The sequence below is a fragment of the Leptobacterium meishanense genome, from assembly GCF_037645805.1.
GTDB lineage: Bacteria > Bacteroidota > Bacteroidia > Flavobacteriales > Flavobacteriaceae > Leptobacterium_A > Leptobacterium_A meishanense.
The window spans coordinates 83,760-96,854 of the sequence record NZ_JBBEXE010000004.1 but is presented as its reverse complement, the minus strand read 5'-3'; the positions used below and the strand labels follow the sequence as shown (position 1 = coordinate 96,854).

The 13,095-nt window shown below is 35.8% G+C and carries 15 protein-coding genes; 2 read left to right on the top strand and 13 right to left on the bottom strand.

Going from position 1 to position 13,095, the window contains the following annotated elements; genetic code table 11:
- Positions 1-39: 39 nt before the first annotated feature.
- The 12 genes from WBG21_RS05705 to recR all read right to left on the bottom strand — a co-directional run bounded on the left by WBG21_RS05705 (position 40) and on the right by recR (position 8,714).
- Complete coding sequence (locus WBG21_RS05705) at positions 40-486, bottom strand: hypothetical protein (protein ID WP_340075713.1); 447 nt, start codon at positions 484-486, stop codon at positions 40-42.
- Between the two features lie 202 nt (positions 487-688).
- Positions 689-1,642 carry a signal recognition particle-docking protein FtsY gene (gene ftsY / locus WBG21_RS05700; RefSeq protein WP_340075711.1) on the bottom strand — a complete coding sequence of 318 codons (954 nt, stop codon included), beginning with the start codon at positions 1,640-1,642 and terminating at the stop codon, positions 689-691.
- Positions 1,643-1,752: 110 nt separating this feature from the next.
- On the bottom strand, positions 1,753-1,905 hold the full coding sequence (locus WBG21_RS05695) for a DUF4295 domain-containing protein (protein WP_340075709.1): 153 nt from the start codon (positions 1,903-1,905) through the stop codon (positions 1,753-1,755).
- Between the two features lie 8 nt (positions 1,906-1,913).
- Positions 1,914-2,096: a 50S ribosomal protein L33 gene (gene rpmG / locus WBG21_RS05690; protein ID WP_340075706.1), complete on the bottom strand. Its 183-nt coding sequence runs from the start codon at positions 2,094-2,096 to the stop codon at positions 1,914-1,916.
- A gap of 21 nt (positions 2,097-2,117) precedes the next feature.
- Entirely contained in the window at positions 2,118-2,354 is a 237-nt protein-coding gene (gene rpmB / locus WBG21_RS05685) for a 50S ribosomal protein L28 (protein ID WP_340075703.1), read from the bottom strand.
- A gap of 75 nt (positions 2,355-2,429) precedes the next feature.
- A complete protein-coding gene (locus WBG21_RS05680) occupies positions 2,430-3,677 on the bottom strand; it encodes a competence/damage-inducible protein A (protein ID WP_340075701.1) in 1,248 nt (415 codons plus the stop codon).
- Positions 3,677-4,015, bottom strand: a complete 339-nt coding sequence (locus tag WBG21_RS05675; RefSeq protein WP_340075699.1) for an Hpt domain-containing protein — start codon at positions 4,013-4,015, stop codon at positions 3,677-3,679. Before WBG21_RS05675 ends, WBG21_RS05680 begins: the two co-directional genes overlap by 1 nt.
- A gap of 2 nt (positions 4,016-4,017) precedes the next feature.
- Positions 4,018-4,629, bottom strand: coding sequence for a fumarylacetoacetate hydrolase family protein (locus WBG21_RS05670; protein WP_340075697.1), 612 nt, complete (start codon positions 4,627-4,629; stop codon positions 4,018-4,020).
- Between the two features lie 31 nt (positions 4,630-4,660).
- Positions 4,661-5,437, bottom strand: a complete 777-nt coding sequence (locus WBG21_RS05665) for a 3'-5' exonuclease (RefSeq protein ID WP_340075695.1) — start codon at positions 5,435-5,437, stop codon at positions 4,661-4,663.
- Positions 5,438-5,508: 71 nt separating this feature from the next.
- Complete coding sequence (locus tag WBG21_RS05660; protein WP_340075693.1) at positions 5,509-6,852, bottom strand: dihydrolipoamide acetyltransferase family protein; 1,344 nt, start codon at positions 6,850-6,852, stop codon at positions 5,509-5,511.
- Between the two features lie 89 nt (positions 6,853-6,941).
- Positions 6,942-8,087, bottom strand: a complete 1,146-nt coding sequence (locus WBG21_RS05655; RefSeq protein WP_340075691.1) for a glycosyltransferase family 2 protein — start codon at positions 8,085-8,087, stop codon at positions 6,942-6,944.
- Positions 8,088-8,093: 6 nt separating this feature from the next.
- Positions 8,094-8,714, bottom strand: coding sequence for a recombination mediator RecR (gene recR / locus WBG21_RS05650; RefSeq protein ID WP_340075689.1), 621 nt, complete (start codon positions 8,712-8,714; stop codon positions 8,094-8,096).
- A gap of 84 nt (positions 8,715-8,798) precedes the next feature.
- On the opposite strand from recR, the gene WBG21_RS05645 reads away from it, so the two are divergent.
- Entirely contained in the window at positions 8,799-10,232 is a 1,434-nt protein-coding gene (locus WBG21_RS05645) for a sodium:solute symporter (protein ID WP_340075686.1), read from the top strand.
- Here WBG21_RS05645 and WBG21_RS05640 read toward each other — a convergent pair.
- Positions 10,209-10,568 (bottom strand): CoA-binding protein, encoded by a 360-nt coding sequence (locus WBG21_RS05640; RefSeq protein ID WP_340075683.1) that lies wholly within the window; start codon positions 10,566-10,568, stop codon positions 10,209-10,211. The two genes, WBG21_RS05645 and WBG21_RS05640, sit on opposite strands and share 24 nt — an antisense overlap.
- A gap of 116 nt (positions 10,569-10,684) precedes the next feature.
- Between WBG21_RS05640 and WBG21_RS05635 the strand changes: the two genes are divergently transcribed.
- Positions 10,685-13,087 (top strand): TonB-dependent receptor, encoded by a 2,403-nt coding sequence (locus WBG21_RS05635; RefSeq protein WP_340075681.1) that lies wholly within the window; start codon positions 10,685-10,687, stop codon positions 13,085-13,087.
- Positions 13,088-13,095: the final 8 nt, after the last annotated feature.

The window sequence follows — 13,095 nt, the reverse complement described above, 5'->3', positions numbered from 1 at the left end:
TTTTTAATCTTAACTTATATGCAAAATATCCTCTTTCGTTTATTCAAGTTCAAGAACTAATTGTAAATCCCCGGAAATTAAAAATACATGACAGCAATCTGCTCCTACGGTATAAATAGCACTAATAACCTCTTCGCCATTAATAAAGCCTCTAAATTGAACATGTAATTCTTGATTTCTTTCAATGCCACTCATATCACTTACCATTGGATATATCCCACGCTCTTGTATACGTGTAAGAGCCGATGGTGAAAGTGGTATCGTTAAGTCAGCCCCACTAACCATATCTATGGCTTCAAAAGAATCTAAAGAAATAGGGTTTTGATTTTGATCTTCTATAGATACCATAATTGTTACAAATTGTTCAGTACACAATACATAATTGCATTCTGAATCAGAATCATCTTCTTCAAGAATACATGCTGTTTGGAAACTTAATAAAAGTGAGCCTATTATCCATATAGAAAGTCTAAGTATCTTTTTCATGTTTTATTGTTTTACTTAGTAGATGCACAAAACTTAATTTGGTTGCGTCAAATGGTAAAATATTTCAAATCTATGACAACCTTAGTCATTAAAACTTACACAATTTGGGTACTGATGGATATGAAATCTGTTTATTTCATTTTTAAGATTTCTCTCTCGATAAATCGAGATTGAAATGGCATTTTGTTCAGAAGTCAATATATTATTTAAAAAAAGAATCTACAAACTCATACTTGTTAAATACTTGCAGGTCTTCTATGCCTTCGCCCACACCAATATATTTTACGGGAATTTGGAACTGGTCTGAAATACCAATAACAACGCCTCCTTTTGCCGTACCGTCTAATTTGGTAACTGCAAGTGATGTTACTTCAGTAGCTTTGGTAAATTGTTTGGCCTGCTCAAAAGCGTTTTGCCCGGTAGAGCCATCGAGTACCAAAAGTACATCATGAGGGGCATCATCTACTACTTTTTGCATTACCCGTTTTACTTTGGAGAGTTCGTTCATTAGGTTCACTTTGTTGTGCAACCGACCTGCTGTGTCTATAATGACTACATCTGCCCCTTGTGAGACTGCTGATTTTAAGGTGTCAAAAGCTACAGAAGCAGGGTCACTGCCCATTTGCTGCTTTATGATAGGGACACCTACCCTATCTGCCCATACTTGGAGCTGATCAATCGCTGCAGCCCGAAAGGTATCGGCTGCTCCCAGCACCACTTTTTTTCCTTGTTTTTTTAACTGGTAGGCCAATTTGCCTATGGTAGTGGTCTTGCCAACACCATTTACGCCTACCACCATAATCACATAGGGCTTTTTATCATTCGGAACGGTGAATTCGGTTTCTTCCCCTGTGTTGGTTTCAGCAAGCAACCCCGCAATCTCTTCCCGAAGGATTCCGTTGAGTTCATCAGTCCCCAGATATTTGTCTTTGGATACTCGGTCTTCAATGCGTTCAATTATTTTTAAAGTGGTATTTACCCCTACATCACTGGTTACCAATACTTCTTCTAAATTATCTAAAACATCTTCATCTACCTTCGATTTTCCAGCAACAGCTTTGCCTAGTTTTGAGAAAAAGCTGGTTTTGGTTTTTTCCAACCCTTTATCTAGCGTTTCTTTTTTTTCTGAAGAGAATATTTTTTTAAAAAGGCTCATTTTAAAGCTTTTTTATACGGTAAATTATACAGCGCATCAAAGATATGAAAAAGTAAAAGCCACTCCTGACAAGAAGTAGCTTTTTAATAAACGAAAGTTTAACTCAAATTTTATTTTTTATCTAACCATTCATTTACCGCTTCCGGAGCCATTACAGATTCTACAAAAGTATAGGCCCCTGATTTTGGTGACTTCACCATTTTAATAGCTTTGGTTAACCGCTTTGAACTTGTTTGTAATGTTGCTACTGTTTTCTTTGCCATGGTTCAACTTATTTTATTTCTTTATGAACGGTCATTTTTTTAAGGATAGGATTGAATTTTTTGATCTCCAATCTATCCGGCGTGTTTTTTTTATTTTTAGTAGTTATGTAGCGAGATGTCCCTGACATACCTGAATCTTTATGCTCTGTACACTCTAAAATAACTTGTATTCTATTTCCTTTCTTTGCCATCTTGTTTTATTTTTGAAGGTATTATTTCAAAAATCCTTTTTCTCTTGCTTCTTTTAAAACAGCAGAGATACCTTTTTTGTTAATATTTTTAATAGCCGAAGTAGAAACTTTCAATGTTATCCATCGGTCTTCCTCCGGGATGTAAAAACGCTTTTTAGTAAGGTTTACATTGAACCTGCGTTTGGTTTTATTCATCGCGTGAGAGACATTGTTCCCCACCATCGCCTTCTTTCCGGTAAGTTGACACACTCTTGACATCTCTTTTCTTTTGTGTTATTTAAAAACAGGGTGCAAATTAACGAATTTTTTATCTGACAGGCAAATAACGATTGCTTAATTTTTTAAAATTTCTTTTTGAAGCATTTCAAAAGCTTTATTGGCAGTTTTGTTAATGACTTTTTCCCGATGGTTTCCCATGTTTGCCCCTTCTGAAAATACTCTGGATGGAGTGGCTATTGCTATAAAAACCATTCCTACAGGTGTACTTTCATCTCCCTTGGTAGGCCCTGCATTTCCGGTAGTGGCAATAGCATAATCGGTTTTAAATAACTGCTGTACATTTTTTGCCATCGCTTCTGCTACTTTGGCGCTTACTACCGAATATTTTTCAATGAGTTCTTTTGGAATTTTCAGAATAGCTGTTTTGGCTTCAGTTGCGTAACTCACAATACTCCCTTTGTAATAGGCAGAGGCTCCGGGAACACTGGTAATGCATTCCGCTATTTTACCTCCGGTACAACTTTCTGCTGTTGCCAATGTTTTTCTTTTTTCCGTAAGGAGTTTCCCAATAATGTATTCTATGGAATGGTCATTTTCCATTCCGTAAATGATATCACCAATATAATTGTGTAATAGTTTTATTTGCTTCTCAATTGCTGCTTCTATTTTTGTTTTGTCTACCCCTTTTGCTGTTAATCGGAGGCGCACTTTTCCTAAATTAGGTAGATAGGCTAACTTTATAAAATCAGGCAGGTTGTTCTCCCAATCTTCTATTTTATCAGCAATGGCACTTTCTCCCATGCCATAGGTCAATACCGTTTTATGAATTATATAAGGGCGATGGAATTTTTGCTGTATCCTAGGCAGTACTTCATGCTGCATAAGTGCTTTCATCTCATAGGGGACACCGGGAAGGGAAACAAACACTTTGTTGTTTTTTTCTAACCACATTCCGGGGGCTGTACCATAGCGGTTCATTAAAACGGTTGCTTTTGACGGTACCAAAGCTTGCTTACGGTTCACTTCGGATATAGGCGTATTAATGTATTTTTTAAACAGCATTTCTACATTTTCCAGTACAGCCCTGTTCTGTACTAATTTGTCATCAAAATAAGTACAAATAGTATGCTTGGTGATGTCATCTTTAGTGGGCCCCAAACCACCTGTTATGATGATTACATCTGCCCGCATTTCTGCTTCTGAAAGTGCTTCTAGTATGTGATGGGTTTCATCTTGAACAGAAGTGATTTGATATACAGAAACCCCAATTTTATTAAGTTCTTTAGCTATATAAGCGGAATTGGTATCTATAACCTGCCCGATGAGAATTTCATCGCCAATGGTAATAATTTCTGCTTGCATTAGAGGCCAAAGTCGTTTTTAAGTTCTGTAATGGCACTGTTTATAGAGGCTTCTACAGAAGGGAATAGGCTTTTTATAACTTCTATATCTTTATCTTGTTTTCCCTGGTTTTCTATCTCCAATAATTTTGCTCTTGCTCCCTCCATTCCCATAATATCGGCATTGGGTTTTATTTTATGGGCAGATTTGTATATTGCCTGAAAATCTTCTTTTTCTATAGCTTCTTTTAAATCTAAAATATCTTGTGGTGTTTCTTCCAAGAAGACACTGATTATTGAAATCGTAAATTCTTCATCACCTCCTGAAAGCTCATTCACTTTATCCAGATTGTAGTGCATTTTTATTTGATTTTTACGGCAACTGTTTTTTTATTTTCAATGGTACCTTCAAGATAATCATTTTCTTTTACGCTACCAACTCCTTTCGGTGTACCGCTAAAAATAACGTCACCTTTTTTCAATGTAAAATATGTTGATATATAGGCAATGAGTTCATCTATTTTCCATAACATGTGATTTGTATTTCCTTGTTGTACTACTTCGCCATTTTTTAAAAGTTGAAATTTGATGTTGTTAACATCTACAAAGTTACTTTTGGGTTGCCACGTACCAATAACTGCAGCACCGTCAAAGCCTTTGGCTTTTTCCCATGGCAATCCTTTTTCTTTGAGTCTGTTTTGGAGATCTCGTGCTGTAAAATCAATACCCAAGCCAATTTCCTGATAATATTTATGTGCAAACCTCTTGTCTATATGTTTCCCTACTTTGCATATTTTAACCAATATCTCTACTTCGTAATGGATATCATTGGAGAAACCGGGAATGTAGAAATCTTGTTCTTTTGGAAGGACAGCTGAATCAGGTTTCATAAATATAACGGGCTCTTCAGGACGCTCGTTTTGGAGTTCTTCTATATGTGCTGCATAATTTCTCCCTACGCAGATGATCTTCATGTTCTTTGATTAATTTATTGAAAAATGTTTTTTATTTGTGTTTTGTATTAAGCTTCCGCAGTTTAATACCTGTTAACACCTTTTTTGTATATAATGGAAAGTCGGCATTTAGTATCCACCCAAAATAACCAGGCTCTTCTTCCATAACATCTTCTACTTTTTTGCCTTTGTGTTTTCCAAATGAAAAAATCTCTTCTTTTTCTTCATTATAGGTAATAAACCCGGCAAAATCTGCTGTTTCTTTTCGGGTGGTGAAATCAGCTAAGAACTTAATATCGTTCTCAAGTTCTTCATACCTAGCTAATTGCGCTTTTAAGACTTCATAAGTGGCATTGGTATCAGCTTCTGCACTATGAGCATCTTCCAGATTTTTGTCGCAGTAAAATTTATAGGCTGCACCCAACGTACGCTTTTCCATCTTGTGAAAGATCGTTTGTACGTCTACCGACACTTTGTTTTTCATATCAAAATCTATTTCCGCACGTAACATCTCTTCTGCTAACAAAGGAATATCGAACCTGTCGGAATTAAAGCCTGCCAAATCACTATCTTTTATCAAGTTATATATCTCCTTGGAGAGTTCTTTGAAAGTGGGTTCGTTCGCTACTTTTTCATCAGTAATGCCATGTATGGCAGCAGCCGTTTCAGGAATGGGCATTTCAGGATTGACCAACCATGTCTTGCTTTCTTTGTTCCCGTTTGGATAGATTTTTAGTACTGATATTTCAACAATACGGTCTTTCGCAACATCGGTGCCGGTTGTTTCCAAATCAAAAAAACAGATAGACCTATTAAGATTGAGTTCCATTAATACCTACACTTTTAAGGATGTAAATATAAGGAATGTTAGAGGTATTTATGACTTTGTCAAAATGCCGGTTATATTTCTCTGTTTGTATCCCATGCTTCAAGGTAATCAGCTACACATTTTACGAACTGTCCTCCTAAAGCGCCATTGACTACTCTATGGTCATAACTGTGGGAAAGGAACATTTTATGACGGATGCCAATAAAATCGCCCTCAGAAGTTTCTATGACCGCAGGGACTTTACGGATGGCCCCCAGTGCCAGTATGCCTACTTGTGGTTGGTTAATGATAGGGGTTCCAAAAACACTTCCGAAAGTACCCACATTCGTTACTGTGTAGGTGCCATCTTGAATTTCATCGGGTTTTAATTGGTTATTTCTGGCACGGTTAGCTAAATCGTTTACTTTTTTAGCCAATCCTACCAGATTTAACTGATCGGCATTTTTGATTACCGGGACAATAAGGTTTCCGTCGGGCAACGCAGCAGCCATTCCTAAATTGATGTTCTTTTTCTTGATGATTTTATCGCCATTTACTGAAATATTCATCATTGGAAAATCTCTTAACGCTTTGGCCACAGCTTCCATAAATATCGGGGTAAATGTGAGTTTTTCTCCTTCTCGCTTTTCAAACTCTTTTTTATGATGGCCTCTCCACTTTACAATATTTGTGACATCTACTTCTATGAAACTTTGTACATGTGCTGATGTTTGCACACTTTCTCGCATATGATGGGCTATGAGTTTTCCCATACGTGTCATTTCAATAAGCTCATCTGCTCCATTCAAAGAAACAGGCATAGTAGTAGTTGTAGTTTTCTCAACCGTTTTTGAAGTCACAGGTTTTGGTGGCGAATCAACCATTTTTTGCATTGTTGCAGGTGATGGGTCTTTTTTCTGTCTATTTTCTACATATGACAGTATATCATTTTTGGTAACACGTCCATCTTTTCCTGTTCCCGGGATTTCCTCTAATTCTTCAAGGCTTATTCCTTCCTGGTTTGCAATATTTTTTACTAACGGCGAATAGAACCGCTCTGCATTTTTATAATCTGATGTGGTTGTAGTTGTCTCTTTCGCTACTTCTATTGTTTGTTCAACTGCTACTACAGCTTCTTCTTTAACTTCTTCTGTAGTTTTTACAGCTTCTGATGGTTCATTAATATCATCAACTCCTTCTGTTTCAATAATGGCAATGGTTTGTCCCACTTGAACTACATCATCTACATTGAATAATTTCTCTACCAAAATACCTTCCACTTCACTAGGAACTTCACTATCTACCTTGTCTGTAGCAATTTCAACAATAGCCTCGTCCATTTCAATTTGATCACCTACTTCTTTAAGCCATGCAGTTATAGTGGCTTCTGCTACACTTTCTCCCATCTTGGGCAATTTCAATTCAAACTTTGTCATATTTACAATTTAAAGCTATATTTTGATGTTCAAAATGCAAAATTAATAAAAATATCTACTTCTTTTTAAATTATATCTAATAATGGAAATCAAAACACAATGACTTGCCCCCTTGTATCTTTGTGATTGCTACCAATAACAAATTCACTGTTTTTAGGATGTATTTTAAATGTAGCTCCTTTGTTTTTAAGATCTTGAAGTAATTGGATGATTTCTTTGTTTGTTATTATATTGCCATCAAAAATAATTTCTGTTCCTTTTTTAAACTTTTTATATGCTTTAATCTCTTCAACATTTTTTACAGAAACTTTTCCGGTTAACGCTTTTTCAATGCGAGGGCAAGGTGTTTTATCGTTTTTGACTAAAAGATAACATTTCACAATGCCTATTTTTTTTTCTATCGATCTAAATGTTATAAGTTTTGTAAGACCAAAATACCATATCCCTAATTGAAGAAAGGCATCAAAAATAATATTCAGCTTAAAGTATTTCTTATGAAAATAACGCATTGCTTCTCTAAAACGTTTCAAAAACAATTCATCTCTCTGTGTACTTTCTCCTTTATAATGGATAGCTGTTACTTCTGGAAAATAGTAATTTCTATATCCTTTATTTTTAACTCTGTAAGATAAATCTATATCATCTGCATACATAAAACACTCTTCATCAAACCCGGAAACTTCATTAAATAGTGATCGTTTCATAAACATAAAACTCCCTACAAGTATATCCACTTCACCATCACGATCTTCTGAAAGATAAGAGGCGTAATATTTTCCAGCTTTTTTAGGGAATATTTTATATAGCCCCGAGATTTTTGTAAATGCCACCCAAGGGGTTGGCAACCCCCTCTTGCTTTCAGGCAGAAACTTTCCTGCACCATCAATTAATTTAACCCCTGTTATTCCTATATTTTCTTCAGTAACATGCCTTAACAATTTTGTAAATGTATCTTCTGCAATGACCATATCTGGGTTTAATATACATATATACTCCCCTTTTGCTATGTTAACTCCCTGATTGTTACCCTTTGGGAAACCTACATTAGTGTCGTTTTCTATTAATAGTACTCCTGGAAAAAATTTGCGAACCATTTCACAGCTCCCGTCATTGGAATTATTATCAACAACTATAATCTCTCCTTCTATATTGGTTAGGGCTGCTTGCACACTTCTAATACACTGTTCCAGAAAATATTTTACATTATAATTAAGTATCACTACTGACAACTTCATGTGGGGCTATATTTTTTTTAGGGAACCTTCAAAAGGGATCCGGTTTATGATGCTTCTCCCTAATGTTACCTCATCGGCGTACTCTAACTCATCACCAACAGCTATCCCTCTAGCAATAGTAGAAACAGCAATATTAAAAGGTGTTATCTGTTTAAAAATATAAAAATTTGTGGTATCGCCTTCCATCGTAGAACTCAATGCAAAAATAAGCTCTTTTATTTGTGACTGTTTCGCTTTTTCAATTAGAGGAGCTATATGAAGGTCATTAGGCCCAATACCATCTATAGGGGATATTTTACCTCCCAGCACATGATACAGGCCTTTGTATTGATTGGTGCTTTCAATGGCCATTACATCACGGATATCTTCTACAACACAAACAATCCCATTGTTACGCTTGGGATTAGCACATATCTCACATATACCTGTATCAGAAATATTGTAGCAGCTTTCACAATATTTTATTTCATTCCTCAAGTTTTGTAATGAAAAAGAGAGCCGCTCTGATTGCTCCGCAGGTTGGCGCAATAGGTGCAAAATCAACCGTAATGCCGTCCTTTTACCTATACCAGGCAACTGCGCCATTTCATATACTGCATTTTCCAATAGTTTTGAAGAGAATTCCATTGCTACAAATCTACATATATTTTGACTAAACTATTCTAGGTTTTTTAAACAGAGTTTGTACTTTGCAATTCAAATAGCAATCCTATGCAACCCATATATATCCTACTGTTAATAGCTTCTTATTTTGGGCTTCTTATTTTTATTTCTTTTTTAACCGGAAAAGATGACAGTAATGAAACTTTTTTCAAAGCTAAAAGACAATCACCTTGGTATGTGGTTGCTTTTGGAATGATTGGTGCATCGCTAAGCGGTGTTACCTTTATTTCGGTTCCCGGGTGGGTAGAGGCTTCTCAATTTAGCTATATGCAGGTGGTTTTAGGCTATATTCTAGGGTATTTTATTATTGGGGTTGTGCTTCTGCCTCTGTATTACCGATTGAACTTAACTTCCATTTATACCTATTTACAAGAACGATTTGGAGATTACAGTTATAAGACAGGAGCTTCTTTTTTTCTAATATCTAGGGTTATAGGAGCAAGTTTTCGGTTGTTTTTAGTGGCCAATGTGCTTCAAATCATTCTATTTGATGCTATGGGCATCCCTTTTTGGGTAACGGTGGTGATTACTATTCTAATGATATGGCTTTACACATTCAGGTCAGGAATTAAAACAATTATATGGACCGATACACTACAAACCTTATTTATGCTGATTGCTGTCGGAGTAGCTATTTATTCTGTGTATGAAGATTTAGGTATAGAAACTATTGGGATTATAGATTACATTTCACAAAGCGAACTCTCCAAAATGTTCTTTTTTGACAATTTTAAGAGTGCCGATTATTTTTGGAAACAGTTTTTTTCAGGAGCTTTTATTGCTGTAGTGATGACTGGATTGGATCAGGATATGATGCAAAAAAACTTAACCTGCAAAACATTAAAAGATGCCCAGAAGAATATGTTTTGGTTTACCATTGTATTGACTATCGTAAATTTCATTTTTTTAAGTTTAGGATTGCTCTTAACGGTCTATGCACAACAAAATGGCATTGATGCTCATAAAGATGATTTGTTTGCCATACTTGCAAAGGATCATTTAGGAATAGGTGTTTTTATCTTCTTTTTGATTGGGCTTATTGCTGCTGCTTATAGTAGTGCAGATAGTGCCTTAACTTCACTTACCACTTCTTTTAGTGTAGATATTTTAAATATTGAAAGGCTCAATAAAAAAGAACAGGTTGCATTACGAAAACGCATCCATATATTTATTTCACTAGTACTGGTATTAGTAATTATATCCTTTAAATATATTATTCAAAATGAAAGTGTAATAGCAAAGCTATTTGTTTTTGCAGGATATACCTATGGGCCATTGTTAGGCCTCTATAGTTTTGGATTATTTACCAAATGGAAGGTAAAAGATCAATGGGTTCCTGTCATTGCACTGCTGTCCCCTATTATTTCATATTTTGTTTCAGAATATAGTACCCTATGGTTTGGGTTCAATTTTGGATTCTTTATCTTGGTTTTAAATGGATTGATTACTTTCATTGGTTTAATATTGGCCCGTAGAAAGTAATACTAACGTACATGCAACTTCTACCACAATGTCATGTTGTTTTAAAATAGTATAGAATTCTTCATTTTCAGTCCCCGGGTTAAAAATAACACGTTTAGGGTGAAGGGATACAATGTAATCATAAAAAGCCTTTTGATTTTTTGGGTTCAAATACAACGTTACTGTGTCAACATTTTCATAAATCTTTAATTCAGTGTCAATAACAACCCCTGAGACTTTCCCTTTCCGTAATCCATATGCCACTACTTCCTCTCCGTGGTTTACTAACCGTTGCACCGCAATGTTAGAATAACGATGTGGTTTTAAGGAAGCTCCAATAACTAAAGTTTTACTCATATTGTTAAAATAATGTTAATTAAAAGGTGGTTTATGTAACTTTTTCCTGTGCTCGTCGTCAATAATAGTGTCGTTATGACATTATAATTCATCATCAATCAAAAAACAATTACTAAATGAAACAGTTATTGACAGTCTGTGTATTGTTGCTATCTTCATACACACTAACTTCACAAACCGCGCCTATTGATCCATTAAATATAGGGAATATTACAGGAAAAATTATTGACAAAACCCTTCAGCAACCGGTAGCCTATGCAGCCGTTGTAGTTAAATCTTCCAATGATGGGGCCACCATCACCGGAGGTATTACCCTAGATGATGGCACCTTCAAGCTAAAGGACATTCCCGAAGGCACACACATCTTTGAAGTCCAGTTTATTGGCTATAAAACGCATACACAACAAATTGTGGTTTCCCGTCAAAACAGAAACATCGACGTTGGAACTATTGTTCTTGAAGAGGAAGTAGCCAATCTGGAAGGTGTAGATGTAGTTGCAGAACGTTCTACCATTGAGCAAAGAATTGATAGAAAAGTTATTAATGTTGGAAAAGACCTAACTACTACAGGAGCTACTGCTGCCGACATCATGAACAATATCCCCTCTGTAAATGTAGATCAACAAACAGGAGACCTTTCTTTAAGAGGAAATCAAAATGTACGGGTGATGGTAGATGGTAAACTGTCAAATGTTCCTGTAGCGCAACTACTCAGGCAAATACCTTCTACCTCTATCAAAAGTATTGAGTTGATCACCAACCCTTCGGCTAAATACAATCCGGAAGGAATGAGTGGTCTCATAAATATTGTACTACACAAAAATGCGAATATAGGGTTTAATGGAAGTACCAACCTTGGTTATACACAGGGAATTAAGCCCAAGTTCAACGGATCGTTAAACCTAAACTATCGAAGCGGAAAGCTTAACCTCTATGGAAACTATGGAGCCAATATTGGTCAATATATAAATAATGGAAACTTATTAAGACCCGAAGAAAATTCAATACAATTTTACGATTTCCTAAATGATAATGAATCTCATTTATATAAACTGGGCGTTGATTTTTATATCAATGAAAAAAACACATTGTCATTTTTTACAAACCAAAATATTTTTGATGGAGGCGGTGGTGGAAACATAAGGGTCGTATACTTAAATAATGACTTTCCTAACATTACACAATTCAATGATGTAGATACTGAAAATAGAAGTCAACAATATAATTTGGATTACAAATTAGACTTTGCTAAAGAGGGGCATAATATTGAGCTTGAAATAGATCAAAATATTTTTACGAGTGAAACCATATTTGATTTCATGTTAATAGGTTCACCTCTCTCGGATTATACAGATATTGATGAAGTGGATAGGGAACAAACCATTGTGAATCTAGACTATGTAAATCCGCTCGATGAAAAATCGAAACTAGAACTTGGTACCGAAGTGCGACTTTTTAATACGGAGATCGACTATGAATCTACTGGATTATCATTCAACTCAAATGGAGACTTAGTACCTACACCTAGCACCAATTTTATATATGACCAAGAAATTTATTCAGCATATGCCACCTACGGGCAGAATTTTGAAAAATGGTCGTATCAAGTAGGTGTCCGTTTTGAAGATGTAACCGTAAAAGCAGATACCAACACGGTAAGAGCATTTACAGATAAATACACACAATTATACCCTTCAGCATTTGTCAAATACAACCCTAGTGAAAAAAATCAATACCAACTTAGTGTAAGTAGGCGGGTAGACAGACCTGGAATTAGCCAAGTAAACCCCATACGAGAATTTACCACGCCCCTCCTCTCAGCTTTCGGAAACACAGAGTTAATACCCCAGTTTACTAATTCTGTAGAACTAAACTATACCCGAAGGTTAAAAGGAGGAAGTATCACGGCAGGTGTTTTCTACAGAAAAATTGAAGATGAAATAACGCGGGCACTTTTTATAGACCCTTTAGATGAAAATAAGACGATATTAACATTTGATAATTTTAATGACAATTCCTCTTTTGGTTTTGAACTATCAAGCAATTACAAACCAACTAAATGGTGGAGTTTTAATGCCAGCTTTGACCTTTATTCGCAAACACAAAATGGAATTGTAGGAACCGAAACTGTAGAAGTAGATAACACTGCATGGAATGCGCGTATAAATAATAATTTTACGGTCACCAAAAAACTAACACTTTCATTATTCGGGTTTTATAGGGGAAGTGTAAGGACTGTACAATTTGATATAGACCCAATGACGTTCATAAATGTCGGAGCCCGATATTCATTTGCAGATCGAAAGGGAACAATCAGCCTTAACTATAATGATATTTTCCATACAATGCAATTTGCAGTGGATGGCCGGTTGCCTTTTCCACAAACAGGAAGTTTCAATTGGGAGAGCGATACTGTTTATTTAGGGCTATCCTATAATTTCGGAGGTGGAAAAAACCGAGCATTGAGGCGTAAAAATAGGGATGACAACACTAAGCAAGGAGGCGGAGGCTTTTTTTAAACAACCCA